Genomic DNA, 20,222 nt, shown 5'->3' with positions numbered 1-20,222 from the left:
GACGGCGTCGTGTGTGGTTAGCTCTTCGTAATCTCGTCGATCTGCGAGAGCTCTTCCACGCTCAGCGTCCAGCCGATCGCCTTGACGTTCTGCTCGACCTGCTCGACGCGGGTGGCGCCGGCGATGACGCTTGAGACTTGCGGGCGGGCGGCGAGCCAGGAGAAGGCGAGCTCCAGCAACGTGTGGTCGCGCTCCCTGGCGAAGGCCTGGAGCTTGTCGACGATGTCCTCGTTGCGCGGCGTGACGTAGCGGTCGCGCAGCATCGGCACCTTGCCAAAGCGCGTGTCCGCCGGCGCCACTGCGCCACGCTGGTATTTGCCGGTCAGCAGGCCGCTCGCGAGCGGGAAGAACGGCAGCAGGCCGAGATTGTATTCCTGCGCGGCCGGCAGCAGGTCCCTTTCGATGTCGCGCACGAGAAGGCTGTATTCGTCCTGGCAGGAGACGAAGCGGTTCACGTTCATCGCACGCGCGACATATTCGGCTTCCGCGATGCGCCAGGCCGGGAAGTTCGAATTACCGATGTAACGCACCTTGCCCTGCCGTACGAGATCGTCGAGCGCGCGCAGGGATTCATCGATCGGGGTCAGCGGGTCGTAATCATGCTGCTGGTAGAGATCGATGTAGTCGGTCTTCAATCGCTTCAAGCTCGCTTCGACCGCCGACATGATGTAGCGTCGCGAGGCACCCTGCTTGGTGCCGTCAGTCGCCATCGGCTTGGAATATTTTGTCGCCAGCACGATGTCCTTGCGGCGATCGCCGAGCACGGTGCCGAGCACCGTCTCCGAGCCGCCCATGCCGGCATAGATGTCGGCGGTGTCGAACAGGGTGATGCCGAGGTCGAGCGCGCGGTGGATCACTTGGCGCGAGGTTTCGAGGTCGGTGCGCTGGCCGAAATTGTTGCAGCCGAGGCCGACGGCGGAAACGCGTAAGCCCGAGCCGCCGAGATTGCGAATTTGCATGGAGCGATCCGAAAATTGGAGGGAAGAGAGTGTATTGTGGCCCGCACGCCAGTTCCTCGCAAGGCGGCGGCGGGCTCGCACATCATCGTCGGCTGCAGTGCAGCCATGAGCGAATGTCGCGAAAAAAAAGCGGCCCCGGTCAGACGCGGCGACTGACGGGGACCGCTCGGGGGGCGTGTGATCTGGGACGGGGGGCCTGATCAGACGCGTAAGAAAGCCTAGCCGTGCTTTGTTACGCGCGGGTGACAGGCAAGTTATCCACAGCCGGCGGCGTGGCTCGCTTAGTCCATGCTATTCGGCGGCGCGCAAAGCCGGGCCAAGCTCGCGATCAAGGGCGCGACCGATGCCGCGGAGGGAGCGATAGTAGTCGGCCTTGGCCGGATCGTCGGTGCTGCGCACCAGATCGGTCACCGGCGTGTAGCTCAGCATGCGGCCGCCGTCGGGCAGCGCCGTGCAACTGAAGCGCAGCACCTGGCCATCGGCGAGGTTGATGTTGATCGGGGTGGAATCGCCGATCCGCATCATCTCGATGCGTCGCGCGATGAAGTCGTTCAATTCGTGCTTCGGCAATTCGTAGGCGCCGGTGTCGCGGCCATGATACATCAGCGCGATGAACGGCGGTTTGCTTTCGGCTTGCTCGTCGGTAAGCGCGAAATAGTCGCGGAAAGCGCGATTGATGAACTCCGCCCGCGTGTCCGAATCCAACAGCACGATGCCGATGTCGACCCGGTCGAGCGCGGCCTTCAGGCGCTCGGCCGTGGCATGATGCTTCTGCTCCCAGGCGAAGGCATCGATCCATTTTCGCCTGAGCAGACCGGTGATGACGGCCGTGACAATGGCGGTCGCCGCCAACATCGCCATCCGCGCCAGGTCCGACAGGTCGTACCCTGGCGTGGCGCGATGGTTGAGGAAGAAGATCGCCGAGCCCGCCACCGCGATGGCCGCACTCACGAGGCCCGACGCGATGCCGCCGATGGAACTTGCCAGCGCGACGATGCAAACAAACAAGGGCGCCGGATTCGGCACGGCGGCGAAATGTCTGTCGACGGCGAAGGCGGATAGCGCTGTCGCCATCGTCAGGGCAGGGCCCAGGATCGTGCGCCAGTTCAACTGCATGTTTGCGCCTCGTTACAACCAACGATAGGCGCGCAGTTTGACGACGGATTTCGCTGGCGGCGGGATTTTGCGCGTCACGCTTAAGAGCGGTTTAATGGCGCGCGCCAAGCTTTCGCATTGTTGGAGTCAAATGCTATGCGAATTGCGTCAAACCAGTTCCGTGGCATGGATCGCTCGAGAAGATCTGCTCGGTCATGCTGTAGCGGACCATTGCAAGAGGATATCGATGCCCACGATTTCGCCGACCATCCTGCCGATCCTGATGCTGTTTGCCTCCAACGTCTTCATGACCTTTGCGTGGTACGGGCATTTGAAGTTCAAGGCGAGCCCGCTGCCGGTGGTGATCATGGTGAGCTGGGGCATCGCCTTCTTTGAGTATTGGCTCGCCGTGCCAGCCAACCGCTGGGGCAGCGCGGTCTATTCGGCGGCGCAGCTCAAGACCATGCAGGAGGTGATCACGCTGGTCGTGTTCGCGGGCTTTTCGGTGCTCTATCTCAAGGAGCCGCTCGGCTGGAACCACGCACTCGGCTTTGCGCTAATCGCCGCCGGCGCGTTCCTGATCTTCCACAGGTTCACGTGATCGCGGGTGACCTGCGCTCCCTTCACCTCCCCTTGAAAAGGGGAGGTCGGTTTGCGCGCGAGCGCAAACCGGGGGGATCAACTCTCTCCACCCGCACCTTCGCCCGCGGCAGACCCCCATCCCAACCTTCCCCCTTTCAGGGGGAAGGAGCGCAGCGGGGCGCAAGCTACCGGCATATCACCTCCCATGAGATGGCAGGACCCGCACCACGGGCGCGCGATCCTCGCCACGGGTGCTGGTGACGATCAACAGCGAGGCCGCGAGCAGGATCGCGACGGTCAGTCCAACTGTTACCAGTCCAACAGGTGTCTTCAACATGCTCTGGTCGCGATCTCAGTCATCGCGCCTTGCGTTGGTGACGATTGTAGAAAAGGAAACCACCGGATCAGGTCGAAAGCGGCATCGCCATCGTGACCTCGACACACAGTGACAACGCGCCGATCGTGACCGAAATGGCGATTGCGCTCGCCAGTCGGGACGGGACTGCTGGCGCGGGGCGGCTCTTGGAGCCGGCCGTGCCGGGCGACCATGTCATGGTCAAAATCCTCGCATGCGCGGGCGAATCACCCGCGTTGTCTGGCCCGAGGATTCGCAATCGTCGCCGGCAATATTGCGGCGGTGACCGTGAGAAAAATGGCAGAACCACGGCATAGCGCGAGGTTTTACCCGTAATTCTACGGGCTATGCCCGCAATTCCCGCTATTCAGCCCCTGCCGCGATGCCGGTGGCGTCGTCGAATTCGGCCTCCCGCCGCCAGTCCATCGCGACGAAGCCGGGGACCTGCTCGACCCGCCTGAGCCAGGCGCGGATCGCGGGAAAGGTGACGAGGTCGAAATCGCAGCGGTCGGCGAGGTGGGTGTAGCCGTAGAGCGCGATGTCGGCGACCGTGAGCTGGTCGGCGGCGAAGAAGCGCGCGATCTTGAGATGGTTTTCCATCACCTGCAGCGCGGCATAGCCCCGCTCCATCCAATCCTCCAGCGCATGGGTCTGGAGGTCGCGGCCGCCCTTCACCAGCGATAGCCAGAAATAGGCCGCGCCGATATTGGGCTCCAGCGCATGCTGTTCGAAGAACATCCATTGCAGCGCCTCGGCGCGGTCGATCGCCGACTCCGGCGCGAGCGGCGTGCCGCCGGCGACATACCAGAGGATGGCGTTGGATTCGGCGAGATAGCGTCCGTTCTCGACTTCGAGCAGCGGCACCTGGCCGCTCGGGTTCTTCGCCAGAAACTCCGGCGTGCGGCTCTCGCCGCGCAGGATGTCGACCTCGACGGCCTCATAGGGCGTATTGAGCAGCGCCAGCGCAAGGCGAACCTTGTAGCTGTTGCCGGAGCGCTGCATCGAATAGAGCTTGTACATCTTGCCCGAGTTCACCAATCGAAGGGCGCAAGCGGCAGGTGGCGCCGCAAAAACGCAACCCCACAATGATGCCGATAGGTGTGTGTCGCAAGACCTGCAGGATGGAAAAAGTCGAAAACAGCTCCCGCACCGCACGCGTGCAGAATGATTCCATTGGCACAGCAACGATCACGCCTCTGCTATCCGGTGATCGCAGCGGGTCTGATCGAGGGTGCGCGAAGTGAAGCTGCGGCAAAAGTGCCGAGGAAACCCCGCTTTTCGCTTGCCACTGCACCGCAACAGTCCTAGAAACAGTTGTGCGCCGTTGTGCGTTCTTTCCACCAAAATTCGGAGACGATGATGCCCTTCCTGTCCGCTGCGCTTGACCGTGTGAAGCCGTCCGCGACGATCGCGGTCACGGATAAAGCACGCGCGCTGAAAGCGGCGGGCCGCAATGTCATCGGGCTGGGCGCCGGTGAGCCGGATTTCGATACGCCGGCCAACATCAAGCTGGCGGCCATCCATGCGATCGAGGCCGGCAAGACCAAGTACACCGATGTCGGCGGCATTCCCGAGCTGAAGGAGGCGATCATCGCCAAGTTCGAGCGGGAGAACGGCCTCACCTACAAGCCAAACCAGGTGATCGTCGGCACCGGCGGCAAGCAGGTGCTCTACAACGCGCTGATGGCGACCATCAATCCGGGCGACGAGGTCATCATTCCCGCGCCCTATTGGGTGAGCTATCCGGAAATGGTTGCACTCGCGGGCGGTGAATCGGTGCCGGTGGTGTGCACGGCCGAGCGCGGCTTCAAGCTCAGCGCGGAGGATCTTGAAAAGGCGATCACGCCGAAGACCAAATGGATCATCCTCAACTCGCCGTCGAACCCGACCGGCGCCGCCTATACGCGCGCCGAGTTGAAGGCGATCACCGACGTGCTGGTGAAGCATCCGCATGTCTGGGTGATGACCGACGACATGTACGAGCACCTCGTCTATGACGACTTCGTCTTCACCACGCCGGCGCAGATTGAGCCGAAACTCTACGACCGCACGCTGACGGTGAACGGTGTCTCCAAAGCCTATTGCATGACCGGCTGGCGCATCGGCTATGCCGGCGGCCCTGCGCAGCTCATCAAGGCGATGGCGACGATCCAGTCGCAGTCGACCTCGAACCCGTCGTCGATCTCGCAGTGGGCCGCCGTCGAAGCGCTCAACGGTCCGCAGGAGTTCATTCCCGTGAACAACAAGGTGTTCAAGGAACGGCGCGACCTCGTGGTCTCGATGCTGAACCAGGCGGCCGGCATCGACTGCCCGCGGCCGGAAGGCGCGTTCTACGTCTATCCGTCCTGCGCCGGCACGATCGGCAAGACATCGCCGGGCGGCAAGGTGATCGAGAACGACGAGGACTTCGTCACCGAGCTCCTGGAGAGCGAGGGCGTCGCAGTCGTGCATGGTTCCGCCTTCGGCCTCGGCCCGGCGTTCCGCATCTCCTACGCCACCAAGACCTCGGATCTCGAAGATGCCTGCAAGCGCATCCAGCGCTTCTGCGGCAATCTGCGATAGTTCGATCGGTCGAGCGAGAATGAGAGGCCCGCGCAAGCGGGCCTTTTTCGTGTTCGCACGCTCTCTCTCCGCCGTCATTGCGAGCGCAGTGACGGAGGGGCCGATCTGGCTTCGCACCGTATGTCCTGAAGATGACGACGCGGTACAACTTGCTTGTGTCGCCAATCTGGCACTGCCTTGAAGCTTGTGGCATAGACGAACACGCGCCGCGGGCGGGCGCGCGGTCCTTCGTCTCACCTCACGTCAGATTTTTTCAGCCGGAGATATCTTCATGCGTCGCTTGGTCTTTCGCGCGGGCACGGCCATCGTCATGCTCGCATCCCTCATCGCCGGCGCCAGCGCGCAGCAGCCAGAGCGCGTGCGGGTTGGCGTTCTGGAATGCCGCGGCGGCGCCAGCGTCGGCTTCATCGTGGGGTCGGTCACTCATCTCGGCTGCGTGCTGCGCGCCGAGGGCGTACCGGAGGACCGCTATATCGCGACAATCCAGAAGGTGGGCCTCGATATCGGCATCACCGAGGAGACGGCGCTGGCCTGGGGCGTCTACGCGCCAGTCTCGCGCATCGGGCCCGGTGACCTCTCCGGCAATTATGCGGGTGCGCAGGGCAGCGCGACGCTCGGCGTCGGTGTCGGCGGCAACGTGCTGGTCGGCGGCTCCAACAATTCGATCGCGCTGCAGCCGCTGAGCCTGCAGGGCCAGGTCGGCCTCAACGTCGCCGCCGGCCTAGCGAGCCTGGAACTCCGGCCGGGACGCTAAGACAAGCATGGGCAAAGCGTCGCGCCCACCATCCAAGCCATGCGTGCGCAGTGCCAGTTGACGCGCCCTCTCCCCTTGTTGTGGGAGAGGGCAGCTCAGGCGCGGGCCACCAACACGTTTGGGTGAGGGGTCCTCTCCACGAGCACTGTCGCCCGCGGAGACAACCCCTCATCCGTCGCGCATTGCATGCGCGCCACCTTCTCCTACAAGGGGAGAAGGGAAGGAGTCGTGCACGCTTCATTGCATTACATCGCAACGCAGCGACGTTTTCGCGCGTGTTCCCGCTTGCCAAACGCCCGCGACGGGCGGAGCATTGTTGATTGCCGACCCAATCAAGGGCCGAGCTCCAGACGAGGAGACGGCAATATGGGACAAGACGTCAGAAGTCCCCGAGGTCCACGGTGCATCGCACTGGTGGGCCCTTTCCAAAGCGGTAAGACCACACTACTCGAAGCGATCTTGGCGCGAACCGGTGCGATCCGGACAGCCGGCAGTGTCGATGCCGGAACTTCCGTTGGCGATGCCAGTGCGGAAGCGCGCAATCACAAGATGAGCGTCGGTCTTACCGCCGCCACCACGACCTTCATGGGCGACAGTTACACCTTCCTCGATTGTCCCGGCTCGGTCGAATTCGCGCACGACATGCGCATGGCGCTTCCCGCGGTCGATGCCGCGGTCGTGGTCTGCGAGGCCGACGAGAAGAAGCTGCCGCAATTGCAGCTCATCCTGCGCGAATTGGAAGAGCTCGCCATTCCCCGTTTCCTGTTCCTGAACAAGATCGATCGCGCCAACAAGCGCGTCCGCGAGACGCTCGCGACGCTGCAGCCGGCCTCGCGCGTGCCGCTGGTGCTCAGGCAAATTCCGATATGGAACGGCGATCTGATCGAGGGTTTCGTCGATCTGGCGCTGGAACGCGCCTTCGTTTATCGCGAGCACAAGCCGTCGGAGGTGGTCGCGCTCGAAGGCGGCAATCTCGATCGCGAGAAGGAAGCGCGCTTCTCGATGCTGGAGAAGCTCGCCGACCATGACGACGCGCTGATGGAGCAGTTGCTCGAGGACATCCAGCCGCCGCGCGATGCCGTGTTCGACGATCTCGCCCGCGAACTGCGCGAAGGCGTGATCTGCCCGGTGCTGCTCGGCTCGGCGCTGCGCGAGAATGGCGTGCTGCGCCTGCTGAAGGCGTTGCGTCATGAATCGCCCGGTATCGCCGACACCGCCAAGCGCCTTGGCGCCCCCGAAACCAAGGATGCGCTCGCCTACGTGTTCAAGACGGTGCATTTGCAGCACGGTGGCAAACTGTCGCTGGCGCGGCTGCTCGCCGGCCGTCTCGACGATGGCGCGACGCTGACCTCCTCGTCCGGCGAGACCGGCCGCGTTTCCGGTATCCTCGCCGCTGGCGGCGCGTTCGACACCAAGCGCGCCTCCGCGGAAGCCGGCGATACGGTTGCGCTCGGCAAGCTCGATGCGATCAAGACCGGCGACACCGTGGCGAGCGGCAAGACCGCGCCGCCCTCGCTGGTGAAGGTCGAGCCGACCTCGCCGGTGCTCGCGATGTCGGTCGCGGCCACCGACCGCAAGGACGACGTCAAGCTCGGGCAGGCGCTGCTGCGGCTGAACGAGGAGGATCCGTCGCTGACCCAGATCCAGAACGCACGCACGCACGATACCGTGCTGTGGGGGCAGGGCGAGATGCATCTGCGCGTCGCGGTGGAACGGCTGCGTGACCGCTTCGGCGTCAACGTCAAATCGCACCCACCTGCGATCGGGTATCAGGAGACCATCCGGAAACCGATCACCCAGCGCGGCCGGCACAAGAAGCAGTCCGGCGGCCACGGTCAGTTCGGCGACGTGGTGCTCGAGGTGAAGCCCTTGCCGCGCGGTTCCGGCTTCAGCTTCGAGGAGACCGTGGTCGGCGGTGCAGTGCCGCGGAACTATATCGGCGCGGTCGAAGAAGGCGTGGTCGACGGCCTGCAGAAGGGGCCGCTCGGCTTTCCCGTGGTCGACGTCCATGTGTGCCTGACTGACGGTTCCTACCACAGCGTCGACTCCTCCGATCTCGCGTTCCGCACCGCAGCGCGGATCGGTGTCAGCGAGGCGCTGCCGAACTGTCATCCGGTGCTGTTGGAACCGATCCACATGGTCGAAATCGTCTGCCCGACCGACGCCACCGCCAAGATCAACGCGATCCTGTCGGCGCGGCGGGGCCAGATCCTCGGTTTCGACACCCGCGAGGGCTGGGCGGGCTGGGACTGCGTCCGCGCCACCATGCCGGAAGCCGAAATCGGCGACCTGATCGTGGAACTCCGCTCGGCCACCGCCGGCGCCGGCAGCTTCACCCGGCAGTTCGATCACATGGCTGAAGTGACCGGCCGGACCGCCGATCAAATTATTGCGGCGCATCGCGTGGCGGCATAAGTGTTGCTAGGATCATGGCCCCGGATCTAGGGTCATGATCCCCGCATCGCCATGGACGTTGTCGATCTCTCCTTGAAAATGCGGCGGCTGACGCAATGGCTGGACGGCCGTTGTCAGCCCTACCGCCTCGTGCGCCGGCAGTTCGACGGTCCGCCGTTCGGTCACTGCTACGTGACCATCGATCCCGAACGTCAGGCGCCCTTTCCATCCGCCAATCTCAATCGCGTCTATCTCTGCGGCGCTGATCCCGCGATGGCGGATGATGCGGTCCCGCGCTTCATCGATCTGTTCACGGCTGAGGGTGTGAAGCGCTTCTTCGTCTGGTTGAGCCCGGGTCCCGATATGGACGTGATGCGGGCGCGGCTCGAGGCGGGCGGCCTGTCGCGCGCGCGTCGCACCGGATATCCGACCTTGTGGCGCACGGCCTGTTCGCCGCTTCATTTCGCCACAGATCTCAGCATCCGCGAGGTGACCACCGACGAGATCGACGCTGCGCGCGATCAGCTCGGCGACACGCTGTGGCCGGAATATGCGCGCTCGGCCGGCCGCAGGGGCTTCGTTCACTACATGGCGTTCGACGGCAATCAGCCGGTGGCGATCGCCGCGCTCTGCCTGTTCGAGGACATCGGCTATCTCCTGGCCGCGACCACAGCCGAAAGCCATCGCAAGCGCGGCGCGCAGCAGGCGCTGATTGCGAAGCGGGTCGAACGTGCCGAGCAGATGGGCTGCAGAGTGCAGGTCTCCGAGACCATGTACATGCTGGAACATTCGTACCGCAATCTGCTGCGCGCCGGCTTCACCGAAGCCTACGAGAAAGAGGTCTACGAGTGGACGGCGTGACGCATGCTTGACTCGCGCCGTAACATGACGCTGGCCTGCGCGCTGAGCGCGCTCGCCGGTTATCTTGACGGCATCGGTTATCTGCATCTCGGCGGCCTGTTCGTCTCCTTCATGAGCGGCAATTCGACGCGTCTCGGCGTCAACCTGACCGAGGCGAACTGGTTCGCGGCGGCGCAAACCATCGGCATCATCGTGACCTTCGTGTTCGGCGCGGCGGCGGGCAGCCTGATCGTGCTCGCGCGCGGCGGCCGTCGCCAGACCTGGCTGTTGCTGACGGAAGCGCTGCTGCTCGTCGGCGCCGCGCTCGCCTACACATTCGGCTGGCCGACGGCCGCGGTCGGCGGCATCGTGTTCGCGATGGGGCTGGAGAATGCGATGTTCCAGATCCGCGGCGGCGCCGGCCTCGGCCTCACCTATGTCACTGGCGCGCTGGTCAAGGCTGGCCAACTCCTTGGGGCGGCGCTGACCGGCGGCCCGCGCTGGGCCTGGCTGCCGAACCTCCTGCTATGGGCGGCACTGGTGCTGGGGTCGACCGTCGGCGCGCTCGCTTATCTCCACCTCAATCTGTCCGCGGTCTGGTTCGCCGCTGGCGCCGCCGTCGTGCTTACGGCGTTCGTCGCGGTGCGGGATAAGTGAATGTTGACAGTCCGCATTGCTTGTCCGATTGGACTGCAATGACCGCACCGACCAAAGCCCGCGCCGCATGCCTGATCGGATGGCCGGCCGCGCATTCGCGCTCGCCGCTGATCCATCACTACTGGCTGAGGAAGCTCGGCATCGAGGGCGGCTACAACATCGAAGCGATCCCGCCGGAAGGCTTTGCCGAGTTCGTGTTGCATCTCGCGTTCCACGGCTTCGTCGGCGCCAATGTCACGATCCCGCACAAGGAGCGCGCGCTGGCGCTGTCGCTGCCTGACGAGCGCGCCCGCGCGGTCGGCGCCGCCAACACGCTGTGGTACGAAGCCGGCGAGCTGCGTTCGACCAATACCGACGTCGAAGGCTTCATCAACAATCTCGACGCCTCGGCGCCCGGCTGGGATCAGGCGACGGAAGCGCTGGTGCTCGGCGCCGGCGGCTCGGCGCGCGCCGTGGTGTTCGGATTGCTCGATCGCGGCATGCAGCGCATTCACCTCGTCAATCGCAGCATCGAGCGCGCCCGCGCGCTTGCCGATCAGTTCGGTTCTCGCGTCGAGCCGGCTGGCTGGGATGCGCTTGCCGATCTGTTGCCGCGCGCAGGGCTGCTCGTGAACACCACCTCGCTCGGCATGCACGGCCAGCCGGCGCTCGCGCTCGACGTCGGCTTGCTGCCGTCAAATGCTGTTGTTGCTGACCTCGTCTATGTTCCACTGAAGACGCCGCTGCTTGCAGCCGCCGAGGGGCGCGGATTGAAGACGGCCGACGGGCTCGGCATGCTCCTGCACCAGGCGGTGCGCGGCTTCGAACTGTGGTTCGGCCAGCGCCCGCAAGTGACGCCGGAACTGCGTGCGCTGGTCGAGAACGATCTCACAAAGGCTTGAGGGCAGGAAATATCGCCGCGAAAGCGGGGTCTCTGTAGAGATGATCCACCCGGAGCTCTCGCTATGCCTCCCTACCGTTCCACGCTCGCCCGCCCGCTGTTTGCCGTCGCCATGGTTGCGGCATCAACCCTTTATGCGATCGCGCAGCAGCCGCCGGTGTCGTCGCGCCTGCGCGGCACCATCGAAAGCGTCGACGGCGACACGCTCGCGGTCAAATCGCGCAGCGGCGAGGAGATCAAGCTGCATCTGACGGGCGATGCGCGTGTCGCCGGCATCGTCAAGATCGCGTTATCCGACATCAAGGTCGGCTCCTTCATCGGCGCCACCACCGTGCCGGGTTCCGACGGCACGCCGAAAGCGGTGGAGGTTCACGTCTTCCCGGAGGACATGCGCGGCACCGGCGAGGGCTCGCGGCCCTGGGACACGCGCCCCAACAGCAGCATGACCAATGCGACGGTCGCCGAATCCGTTGTCAGCAATGACGGCCACACGCTGCTCGTCAAATACAAGGACGGCGAGAAGAAGATGCTGGTCTCGCCCGATACGCCTGTCGTGACCTACGTCCCCGGCGACAAGTCCGAGCTCAAGGCGGGCGCCAAGATCATCGCATTCACCAAAAAGTCGCCCGACGGCTCGCTCGAGGCCGACCGCATCAGCGTCGGCCGCGACGGCATCACACCGCCGATGTAAGTGCGGGTTGCTGTCTTCTCCCCTTCTGGGAGAAGGTGGCGCGCATGAAATGCGCGACGGGTGAGGGGTTCTCTCCGCGGGCGGCGCCACTCGCGGAGAGAACCCCTCACCCCGAACGCGCTCGTTGCCGATGCCGGAGCTGCCCTCTCCCACAAGGGGCGAGGGCACATCAATCGGCATCGCGCGCGTGTTGACCTAAACCGCCAGCACCTTGTCGTCGATCTCGGCGATGGTGTTGACGCCGCACAGGCCCATGGTCGTCAGCAGTTCCTTCGCCAGCACGTTGATCGCCTCGGTGACGCCGGCCTGTCCGCCGGCGCCGAGACCGTAGGCATAGGCGCGGCCGATCATGCAGGACTTTGCGCCGAGCGCAAGCGCGCGCATCACGTCCATGCCGGTGCGGATGCCGCCGTCAAACATGACTTCGACCTGCGAGCCGACGGCGTCCACGATCTCGGGCAGCACCTCGATCGAGGAGGGGGCGCCGTCGAGCTGGCGGCCGCCGTGGTTGGAGACCACGATCGCCTGCGCCCCGGTCTTGGCCGCGATCTCCGCGTCCTCGACGTCGAGGATGCCCTTGAGGATCAGCTTGCCCGGCCAGATGCTGCGGATCCAGTCGATGTCTTTCCAGTTCAGCGAAGTGTCGAACTGCGAATTGATCCAGGTCGACAGCGACGTGATGTCCTGGTCGATCTTGAGATGGCCCGCCAGATTGCCGAAGGTGCGGCGCTTGCCGCGCAGCACGCCCGAGACCCAGGCAGGCTTGGTGGCGAAATCGATCAGTTTCGACAGCGACCATTCCGGCGGCACGGTCATGCCGTTCTTGATGTCCTGGTGCCGCTGGCCGATCACCTGCAGGTCGACGGTGAGGACCAGCGCGCTGCACCTGGCGGCGATGGCGCGCTCGATCAGCGCCTTGATGAAGCCGCGGTCCTTCATGACGTAGAGCTGGAACCAGAACGGCTTGTCGACGGCGGCCGCAATGTCCTCGATCGAGCAGATCGACATCGTGCTCTGCGTGAACGGAATCCCGGCGGCCTGTGCGGCGCGGCAGGCATAGATCTCGCCATCGCCATGCTGCATGCCGAGCAGGCCGACAGGGGCGAGGATCAGCGGCATCGCGGCCGGCTCGCCCAGGATCGTGGTCCTGAGGTCACGCTTGGAGACGTCGACCAGGATGCGCTGGCGGAATTTGATCTGCTGAAGATCCTCGCTGTTGGCGCGCAGCGTGTCCTCGGTATAGGAGCCGCGGTCGGCATAGTCGAAAAATGCCTTCGGCACGCGGCGCTTGTGTAGCTGGCGCAGATCTTCGATGCAGGTGATGTGCTTCATGGACGCTCCCGGCCCGTCTTGTATTTCGCGAATGCGCCGTCATCTAGCATGGTTGGATCGTCTGCCAAATCGCCCCCGCGAAATCCGACCTAGTAGGAGGCCACCATGACCGGATCGACCCCCAAGCCGAAAGATGCCGAGAGCGAAAAGCGTGCGCTCGAGGAGTCCCTGGAGGAGGGGTTGGAGGAGACTTTTCCGGCCTCCGACCCCGTCAATGTGACGCAACCGGCGCCGTCCAAGGACGACCATCACATCCTCCGCAAGCGCTAGAGTCGCCGCTGGCCGCTGTCCGTAGGAACCCCGGCCTCCGAAATATACATTATTTTACAATATATTAACCTAAACTCTTGCCTTCGGGCGACGGTAATGATTCATCATATATTTTGAAGCCGCCTTGGTGGCTGACGCATTATAACGCCTGCATGGTGGCGTTTCGGGCTTCTCGCTGAGGTGGCTGGAGAAGCCCAGGCCTTACTTGGGGGTTATATGAGCCGTAAATATTTCGGGACCGACGGGATTCGTGGCCGTGCCAATGGTCTGATTACGCCGGAACTTGCACTCAAGGTGGGGCAGGCCGCCGGCCTGGTATTTCAGCGCGGCGACCATCGCCATCGCGTGGTGATCGGCAAGGACACGCGGCTGTCCGGCTACATGATCGAATATGCCATGGTCGCGGGCTTCACCTCGGTCGGCATGGACGTGCTGCTGCTCGGCCCGATGCCGACGCCGGCGGTCGCGATGCTCACCAAGTCGATGCGCGCCGATCTCGGCGTGATGATCTCAGCCTCCCACAATCTGTTCGAGGACAACGGCATCAAGCTGTTTGGGCCGCAAGGCTTCAAGCTCTCCGACGACGTCGAGAAGCAGATCGAACAACTGCTCGACGAGCCGATCGAGCGCCGGCTCGCTCAGAGCGCGAGCCTCGGCCGCGCCCGCCGCATCGACGGCGTCCATGACCGCTACATTGAATTCGCCAAGCGCACGTTGCCGCGCGAATTGAGCCTCGATGGCCTCCGCGTCGTGATCGATTGCGCCAATGGCGCCGCATACAAGGTGGTGCCGGAAGCGCTGTGGGAGCTCGGCGCCGACGTCGTGCAGATCGGGGTCGAGCCCGACGGCTTCAACATCAACAAGGAATGCGGCTCCACCGCGCCGGAAACGCTGGCCAAGAAGGTGCGCGAGATGCGCGCCGATATCGGCATTGCGCTCGATGGCGACGCCGATCGCGTGATCCTGGTCGACGAGCGCGGTCATGTGGTCGACGGCGATCAGTTGCTCGCAGTGATCGCGCAGAGCTGGAAGGACGAGGGCCGGCTCGCCAAGCCCGGCATCGTCACCACCGTGATGTCCAATCTCGGGCTCGAGCGTTTCCTGCAGGGCATTGGCCTTGACATGGTGCGCACGCCGGTCGGCGACCGCTATGTGCTCGAGCGGATGCTGAGTGATGGCTACAATCTCGGCGGCGAGCCGTCGGGCCACATCATCCTTTCCGATTACGCCACCACGGGCGACGGCTTCGTCGCTGCGCTGCAGGTGCTTGCCGTGGTGCAAAAGCTCCGCCGCCCGGTGTCGGAAGTCTGCCACCGTTTCGATCCGCTGCCGCAGATCCTGAAGAATGTGCGTTATCGCAGCGGCAGGCCGCTCGATGATGCCGAGGTCAAGTCCGCCATCGTCGACGCCGAGAAGCGGCTCAACGGCCACGGTCGCCTCCTGGTCCGCTCCTCCGGCACCGAGCCGGTGATCCGCGTGATGGGCGAGGGCGACGACCGCCTCCTGGTCGAGGAAGTCGTCGATCACATCGTCTCCGCACTCGGCCATGCTGCGGCTGCTGCGGCGTAGCTCTTTCTTCCCCCGCGAGGCGGGCCTCATGGTTCGAGACGCGCCGCAGGCGGCGCTCCTCACCATGAGGGTCTGAGATTGCGCCGCGAAATCAGACCTCATGCTGAGGAGGCCGCCAAAGGCGGGCGTCTCGAAGGATGGGCCGCGAAGGGACCGTCCAGCGCGCGCCGGTAGCATCGCAGCCATCATCTATTGTCGGTAGTCGCAGCGTTTGGTGCGGCGTAAGCAGCACCGATTGCCGCTTCGCGGCTCCCTGCCAGGAATTTCCGTTGAACAAGCCCGTTGCCGTCTCAGAAGAAGCGCTGGCTGAACCGGTGCTGGTATCAGACGTGACGCCGCGCGTGGCAGCCCGTGCGACCGCGGTGGGGCCGGCTTACATCGTACTGGCCGGCATCAGCTTCTCGCACTTCCTCAACGACACCATGCAGTCGTTGATCGCCTCCATCTATCCGATCCTGAAGGACGCCTACGCGCTGGACTACACGCAGATCGGCATGATCACGCTGGCGTTCCAGTTCACGGCGTCGCTGCTGCAGCCGCTGGTCGGGCATTTCACCGACAAGAAGGCGCAGCCGTTCTCGCTTGCGATCGGCATGGGCTTCACCTTCTTCGGCCTGCTGCTGCTCGCTGGCGCGCATCACTACGGCATCATCCTGATCGCGGCGTCGCTGGTCGGGCTCGGTTCGGCGGTGTTCCATCCGGAATCGGCGCGGATCGCGCGGCTCGCTTCGGGCGGCCGTTACGGCTTTGCGCAATCGGTGTTCCAGCTTGGCGGCAGCTTCGGCACCTCGATGGGTCCGGTGCTCGCGGCGCTGATCGTGGTGCCGTTCGGGCAGCCCTCGATCGCGTGGTTCTCCTCGATTGCGGGTCTTGCGATCCTGATCCTGTGGCGCATCGGTGCCTGGTACAAGCCGCAGATCGTGACCAAGAAGGCGGCGGTCGTCGAGCGGCACCCGGACGCACCCACCGGGCGGCGGGTGACGATCGCGCTCGCCGTGCTGGTCGCGCTGTTGTTCTCGAAGCAGCTCTATGTCTCGAGCCTCTCGAGCTATTACATCTTCTATCTGATCGAGAGGTTCGACGTCTCGACGCAAGCGGCGCAGTTCTATCTCTTCATCTTCCTTGCAGCGAACGCAGCTGGCGCCTTCGTGGGCGGACCGCTCGGCGACCGCTTCGGCCGCAAATACGTGATCTGGTTTTCGATCCTCGGCGCGCTGCCGTTCACGCTGGCACTGCCCTATGCCGGCCTCGTCACCAGCGCCGTGCTCAGCGTGTTCATCGGCCTGATCATCTCGTCGGCGACGCCCTCGATCATCGTGTTCGCGCAGGAACTGATGCCGCATCGCTTCGGCATGATTTCCGGCCTGTTCTTCGGCTTTGCCTTCGGCATCGGCGGTTTGGGCGCGGCGGTGCTCGGTAAGCTTGCCGATCACACCGACATCGCCTTCATCTATCAGCTCTGCGCGTTCCTGCCGGCGATCGGGTTGCTTGCGGTGTTCCTCCCGAAAATGCCGAACCACGCGCATTAAAGCGTTTTCGAGCGAAGCACGCCCTCGGACTTGATCCGAGAGTGGATTCCGGTTCGCGTGAAGAAACCGCGAAGACAAGAGCCAAGATTTCGTCAACGCATCGTTAGCATTTGTGGCGCGACCACTTTCTGTTCGACAGCGGGAATAGCGCAATACCGCGAGCTTTCGGGAAAATCGTCAGAGGTTGTCAACCTTAATAATTAGGGTTAAGCGCCGCTTAAGCATTTAGTGCCATCGTCCGGCCGTGGGTTTTCAGACGTGAGGCTTCCCTGCTCGCCTCACTGGCCAAAAGGACGAAGCCAATGCGTTGCGTTAAATCTCTCTTTGCCGCTGGTGCGGTCTCCTTGATTTCCTCGGTGGCATTCGCGGCCGATATGCCGATCGCGCCGCCACCGGCCTACGGACCGCCGCCGGTAGAAGATTTCGGCGGCTGGTATCTGCGCGGCGATATCGGCTTCAGCAATCAGAGCGTGAAGGAAGTGCGAAACGGCAACAATGCCTTGTACACGCCGCTGCTCTCCTTGAACCAGCAGACCGGCTTCGATACCGGCGGCATCTTCGGTCTTGGTGTCGGTTATCAGTTCAACAACTGGTTCCGCGCCGACATCACCGGTCAGTATCGTGGAAGGACGAACTTTCACGGACAGGATCTCGTGACCTATCCGCTTGGCGGCGGAGTTATTGGCGCAGGGTCCGACAACTACAACGCAAGCAAGTCGGAATGGCTTGTGCTTGCCAACGCCTATGTCGATCTTGGCACGTGGTGGTGCGTGACGCCGTTCATCGGCGCCGGTGTTGGCGCAGCGCGCGTGACGGTCTCCAATTTCACTGATCAAGGTCTTGCCGATTTCTCTCCCGGCGTGATTGCGCCGGGCTTTGCGACCGCCGCTTCGGCTTCCAAGTGGAATTTCGCCTGGGCCGCGCATGCAGGTCTTGCCTACAAGGTCAGTCCAAACCTGACGCTGGAAGTCGCCTACAGCTACGTCGACCTCGGTTCGGGACTGACCGGACCCGTGACGACGTTCCAGGGCTTCACGACCAACAATCCAATGAACTTCAGGGATATCACTTCGCACGATCTCAAGCTCGGCGTGCGCTGGAATCTGGACAGCCCGCAGCCGGTCTACGCACCGCCGCCGCTGGTGCGCAAAGGTTAATACGAACCTTCATCGGTTAACGATTGCAAACGGCGCGGGATGCTCCCGCGCCGTTTTCGTTTTGTGGAAAGCGCGGCCATCACGCGGAAGATTGTGGCAAACGCGGCGCGTGACAACCATTGGTTAAGGTTAACGAGCGATGATCGTCTCCGGGTTTGGTTAAGTCGATTTGGGGGCGTGGGCGATGCGTAGGTTTCTGCTGGCGGCGGCAATGTGTGGCGCGGTGACGAGCGCAGAGGCCGCCGATCTTCCCGATCTCCCGGTGCTTCGCGGCAGCTTCACCGATGGGCTGACAACCTCCAGAGCTTACTGGGAAGGTCTCTACATTGGTGGCCAAGCCGGCTACGGATCATCCGATGCCAATTTCGACAGCAAGCCGTCATCTTTGATCTCCTCGCTGATTTCCGACAACATCGTCCAGCAGATGGGCGTTGCGCAATGGAATCTCGGTCTCGGAAAGCAGACGGCGCGTTCGTCCGCATATGGAGCCTTTGTCGGATACAACTGGCAATGGAGTGACGTCGTGCTCGGCCTGGAGGCGAGCTACGTGCACGGCAGCTTCGGCGGCGCGGCCAGCGCCAGCAAGGAGCTTGTGAGCGGCGCCCCTCTTACCGACACCCGCTACCATGACGTCGGAGTCACCTCGGCGTCCTCGATCTCGATCTCGGACATCGCGACGTTCCGGGGGCGCGCAGCCTATGCGTTCGGATGCTTCCTACCTTATGCGTTCGGCGGCTTCGCGCTAGGCAAGGCCGACATTTCGCATAGTGCACTCGTTACGGACGCGGTGAGTGCCGATCCGTTTGGACCTTTCAGACCGTTGATGCCATTGCGCGCGACTGATGCCGTGCACAATCACCTGATCTACGGCTACACCGCCGGCCTTGGCATCGACATCAATCTGGTCGGGGGCCTCTTCATGCGCGCGGAATGGGAATACATCCGCTTCACCACAACGGTCGATACCAACATCAACACAGTGCGCGCCGGTCTCGGCTACAAATTCTAGGCGCATTTGTGCCCCATGTGTTGACAGCTTCCGTTTCCACTGGTGCTCTGTCATTCGGGAGCAGGACAGCAGCCAGCCATGAAAATCTACGGTGACGACAAGTCGGGCAATTGCCTGAAGGTGAAATGGGTGTGCGATTACCTCGCGCTGCCCTACACATGGATCGACGTCGACATCCTCAAGCAGGAGACGCGCAGTGCGGACTTCCTGAGCATGAACAGCGCCGGACAGGTGCCGACGATCGTGCTCGACGACGGCCGCGCTTTGGCGCAGTCCAACGCCATCATCCGCTATCTCGCCCGTGGCAGCGACCTAATCCCGTCAGATGATTTCGCCGCCGCGAAGATGGATGAGTGGCTGTTCTGGGAGCAATACAGCCACGAGCCCTATATCGCCGTGTGCCGGTTCCAGATGCGCTATCTCGGCAAATCCGCTTCCGAGCTCGATCCGGAGAAGGTCAAGCGCGGCCATGCGGCGCTGGCGCGGATGGAGCAGCAGCTTGCGCTGACGCCGTTCCTGGCCGGCAAGGCGCTCTCGCTCGCCGATGTGGCGCTGCTTGCCTACACGCGGCTCGCGCATGAGGGCGGCTTCGATCTCGGCGGGTATCCCGCGCTTCGCCGCTGGATTGGCGAGGCCGAGCGCTCACTTGGCCTGGCGCCAGCAGGCTAATTTTTTTTGGAACACATCATGGCAACTGCGTCCTCGATCACGATCCGCCGCGCCCGTCGCGACGATGTTCCCGTCATCGTCGGCATGCTTGCGGACGATCGGCTTGGCAGCGCGCGCGAGCGGATCGAGGATCCCTTGCCTCAATCCTATTTCGCCGCGTTCGAGAAGGTCGATCGCGATCCGAATTTCAAGCTCGTGGTCGCCGAGGACGCTGACGGTGCAGTGGTCGGCTGCCTGCAACTATGCATCCTGCCGGGCATAAGTTCGCAAGGCGCCTCGCGCGGCTTGATCGAGGATGTGCGCGTTGCAACCCACTGCCGCAGCCGCGGCATCGGCGAGCAGATGGTGCAATGGGCGATCACTGAAGCGCGCGCGAGCGGTTGCATCCTCGTCGAACTGCTGACGCATCACACCCGCACCGACGCGCAGCGCTTCTATGAACGGCTTGGATTTCAACGCAGTCATATCGGCATGACGATGCGCTTCTGACTTGCGCCAAGTTGCGTGGGCAAGATCGCTGATCGCAGTGGTAGTCGTCGCTCTGCGTTCCGGTTAACAAGCGATAAACTACGCCGGCCTCCGTAATTTTACGGCCGGGAACGCTGCTGCTAGTTACGCGTCTCCCAGCGGCAGAACATGATCCGCAAGAGATCATGATCAAGCAAAGATCGAACGCGATGCCGGTCCAAAGTCTTCGCGTTCTGGGACAGCTTGGGGATATTTCAGATGAAGCGATATTCAATCGTCAGGGCGGGCAACGAATACATCGTGCAGGCCGATGAAAAGAGCATCATGAGAGTCTCCAGCCGGCGGAAGGCCGTCAAGCTGGTGAACGATGCGGCCGGACTGCTTGATCAGGCGCCATCGCCCGACGAGGCGCCATCAATCGCCTGTGATCATCAGGAAGTTCCTTGACGA

At 63.5% G+C, this 20,222-nt stretch carries 22 protein-coding genes; 16 read left to right on the top strand and 6 right to left on the bottom strand.

Annotation, left to right across the window (positions count from 1 at the left end; genetic code table 11):
- Positions 1-17: 17 nt before the first annotated feature.
- A complete protein-coding gene (locus YY7_RS0114370; protein ID WP_028163869.1) occupies positions 18-959 on the bottom strand; it encodes an aldo/keto reductase in 942 nt (313 codons plus the stop codon).
- 291 nt (positions 960-1,250) lie between these two features.
- The gene (locus tag YY7_RS0114365; protein WP_028163868.1) at positions 1,251-2,075 is read right to left on the bottom strand and encodes a PAS-domain containing protein; all 825 of its coding nucleotides are present in this window, start codon (positions 2,073-2,075) and stop codon (positions 1,251-1,253) included.
- A gap of 226 nt (positions 2,076-2,301) precedes the next feature.
- On the opposite strand from YY7_RS0114365, the gene YY7_RS0114360 reads away from it, so the two are divergent.
- On the top strand, positions 2,302-2,655 hold the full coding sequence (locus tag YY7_RS0114360; RefSeq protein ID WP_028163867.1) for a DMT family protein: 354 nt from the start codon (positions 2,302-2,304) through the stop codon (positions 2,653-2,655).
- A gap of 177 nt (positions 2,656-2,832) precedes the next feature.
- Here YY7_RS0114360 and YY7_RS61885 read toward each other — a convergent pair whose 3' ends face one another.
- The 3 genes from YY7_RS61885 to YY7_RS0114350 all read right to left on the bottom strand — a co-directional run bounded on the left by YY7_RS61885 (position 2,833) and on the right by YY7_RS0114350 (position 4,011).
- Complete coding sequence (locus YY7_RS61885) at positions 2,833-2,973, bottom strand: hypothetical protein (protein WP_196237268.1); 141 nt, start codon at positions 2,971-2,973, stop codon at positions 2,833-2,835.
- Positions 2,974-3,040: 67 nt separating this feature from the next.
- On the bottom strand, positions 3,041-3,190 hold the full coding sequence (locus YY7_RS61880; RefSeq protein ID WP_165435373.1) for a hypothetical protein: 150 nt from the start codon (positions 3,188-3,190) through the stop codon (positions 3,041-3,043).
- A gap of 164 nt (positions 3,191-3,354) precedes the next feature.
- Complete coding sequence (locus YY7_RS0114350; RefSeq protein WP_028163866.1) at positions 3,355-4,011, bottom strand: glutathione S-transferase family protein; 657 nt, start codon at positions 4,009-4,011, stop codon at positions 3,355-3,357.
- Positions 4,012-4,350: 339 nt separating this feature from the next.
- Between YY7_RS0114350 and YY7_RS0114345 the strand changes: the two genes are divergently transcribed.
- The 7 genes from YY7_RS0114345 (at position 4,351) to YY7_RS0114315 (ending at position 11,769) form a co-directional block, all read left to right on the top strand.
- Positions 4,351-5,553 (top strand): pyridoxal phosphate-dependent aminotransferase, encoded by a 1,203-nt coding sequence (locus YY7_RS0114345; protein WP_028163865.1) that lies wholly within the window; start codon positions 4,351-4,353, stop codon positions 5,551-5,553.
- 271 nt (positions 5,554-5,824) lie between these two features.
- The gene (locus YY7_RS0114340) at positions 5,825-6,307 is read left to right on the top strand and encodes a DUF992 domain-containing protein (protein WP_028163864.1); all 483 of its coding nucleotides are present in this window, start codon (positions 5,825-5,827) and stop codon (positions 6,305-6,307) included.
- A gap of 366 nt (positions 6,308-6,673) precedes the next feature.
- Complete coding sequence (locus YY7_RS0114335) at positions 6,674-8,722, top strand: elongation factor G (RefSeq protein WP_028163863.1); 2,049 nt, start codon at positions 6,674-6,676, stop codon at positions 8,720-8,722.
- A gap of 51 nt (positions 8,723-8,773) precedes the next feature.
- On the top strand, positions 8,774-9,562 hold the full coding sequence (locus tag YY7_RS0114330; protein ID WP_028163862.1) for a GNAT family N-acetyltransferase: 789 nt from the start codon (positions 8,774-8,776) through the stop codon (positions 9,560-9,562).
- Positions 9,563-9,565: 3 nt separating this feature from the next.
- Positions 9,566-10,198 carry a YoaK family protein gene (locus tag YY7_RS0114325; RefSeq protein WP_028163861.1) on the top strand — a complete coding sequence of 211 codons (633 nt, stop codon included), beginning with the start codon at positions 9,566-9,568 and terminating at the stop codon, positions 10,196-10,198.
- A gap of 38 nt (positions 10,199-10,236) precedes the next feature.
- Positions 10,237-11,079 (top strand): shikimate dehydrogenase, encoded by an 843-nt coding sequence (locus YY7_RS0114320; RefSeq protein ID WP_028163860.1) that lies wholly within the window; start codon positions 10,237-10,239, stop codon positions 11,077-11,079.
- Positions 11,080-11,190: 111 nt separating this feature from the next.
- Complete coding sequence (locus YY7_RS0114315; RefSeq protein ID WP_080663696.1) at positions 11,191-11,769, top strand: hypothetical protein; 579 nt, start codon at positions 11,191-11,193, stop codon at positions 11,767-11,769.
- A 195-nt stretch (positions 11,770-11,964) separates the two neighbouring features.
- On the opposite strand, the gene YY7_RS0114310 is transcribed toward YY7_RS0114315, so the two are convergent.
- Positions 11,965-13,101: an alpha-hydroxy acid oxidase gene (locus YY7_RS0114310; protein WP_028163858.1), complete on the bottom strand. Its 1,137-nt coding sequence runs from the start codon at positions 13,099-13,101 to the stop codon at positions 11,965-11,967.
- A gap of 105 nt (positions 13,102-13,206) precedes the next feature.
- Between YY7_RS0114310 and YY7_RS61875 the strand changes: the two genes are divergently transcribed.
- The 8 genes from YY7_RS61875 to YY7_RS0114270 all read left to right on the top strand — a co-directional run bounded on the left by YY7_RS61875 (position 13,207) and on the right by YY7_RS0114270 (position 20,219).
- Entirely contained in the window at positions 13,207-13,371 is a 165-nt protein-coding gene (locus tag YY7_RS61875) for a hypothetical protein (RefSeq protein WP_165435371.1), read from the top strand.
- A 216-nt stretch (positions 13,372-13,587) separates the two neighbouring features.
- Positions 13,588-14,940, top strand: a complete 1,353-nt coding sequence (gene glmM, locus YY7_RS0114300; RefSeq protein WP_028163857.1) for a phosphoglucosamine mutase — start codon at positions 13,588-13,590, stop codon at positions 14,938-14,940.
- Between the two features lie 269 nt (positions 14,941-15,209).
- The gene (locus YY7_RS0114295; protein ID WP_028163856.1) at positions 15,210-16,469 is read left to right on the top strand and encodes an MFS transporter; all 1,260 of its coding nucleotides are present in this window, start codon (positions 15,210-15,212) and stop codon (positions 16,467-16,469) included.
- Between the two features lie 302 nt (positions 16,470-16,771).
- Positions 16,772-17,626, top strand: a complete 855-nt coding sequence (locus YY7_RS0114290) for an outer membrane protein (protein ID WP_028163855.1) — start codon at positions 16,772-16,774, stop codon at positions 17,624-17,626.
- Positions 17,627-17,810: 184 nt separating this feature from the next.
- A complete protein-coding gene (locus YY7_RS0114285) occupies positions 17,811-18,635 on the top strand; it encodes an outer membrane protein (protein ID WP_028163854.1) in 825 nt (274 codons plus the stop codon).
- Between the two features lie 78 nt (positions 18,636-18,713).
- Complete coding sequence (locus YY7_RS0114280) at positions 18,714-19,304, top strand: glutathione S-transferase family protein (protein WP_028163853.1); 591 nt, start codon at positions 18,714-18,716, stop codon at positions 19,302-19,304.
- A gap of 18 nt (positions 19,305-19,322) precedes the next feature.
- Entirely contained in the window at positions 19,323-19,793 is a 471-nt protein-coding gene (locus YY7_RS0114275) for a GNAT family N-acetyltransferase (protein ID WP_028163852.1), read from the top strand.
- Positions 19,794-20,030: 237 nt separating this feature from the next.
- On the top strand, positions 20,031-20,219 hold the full coding sequence (locus YY7_RS0114270) for a hypothetical protein (protein ID WP_028163851.1): 189 nt from the start codon (positions 20,031-20,033) through the stop codon (positions 20,217-20,219).
- Positions 20,220-20,222: the final 3 nt, after the last annotated feature.

The sequence above is a fragment of the Bradyrhizobium elkanii WSM2783 genome, from assembly GCF_000472865.1.
In the GTDB taxonomy this organism is placed as follows: domain Bacteria; phylum Pseudomonadota; class Alphaproteobacteria; order Rhizobiales; family Xanthobacteraceae; genus Bradyrhizobium; species Bradyrhizobium elkanii_A.
Note: the sequence above shows the minus strand (reverse complement) of the source record. Positions and strands in the feature narration are given on the sequence as shown.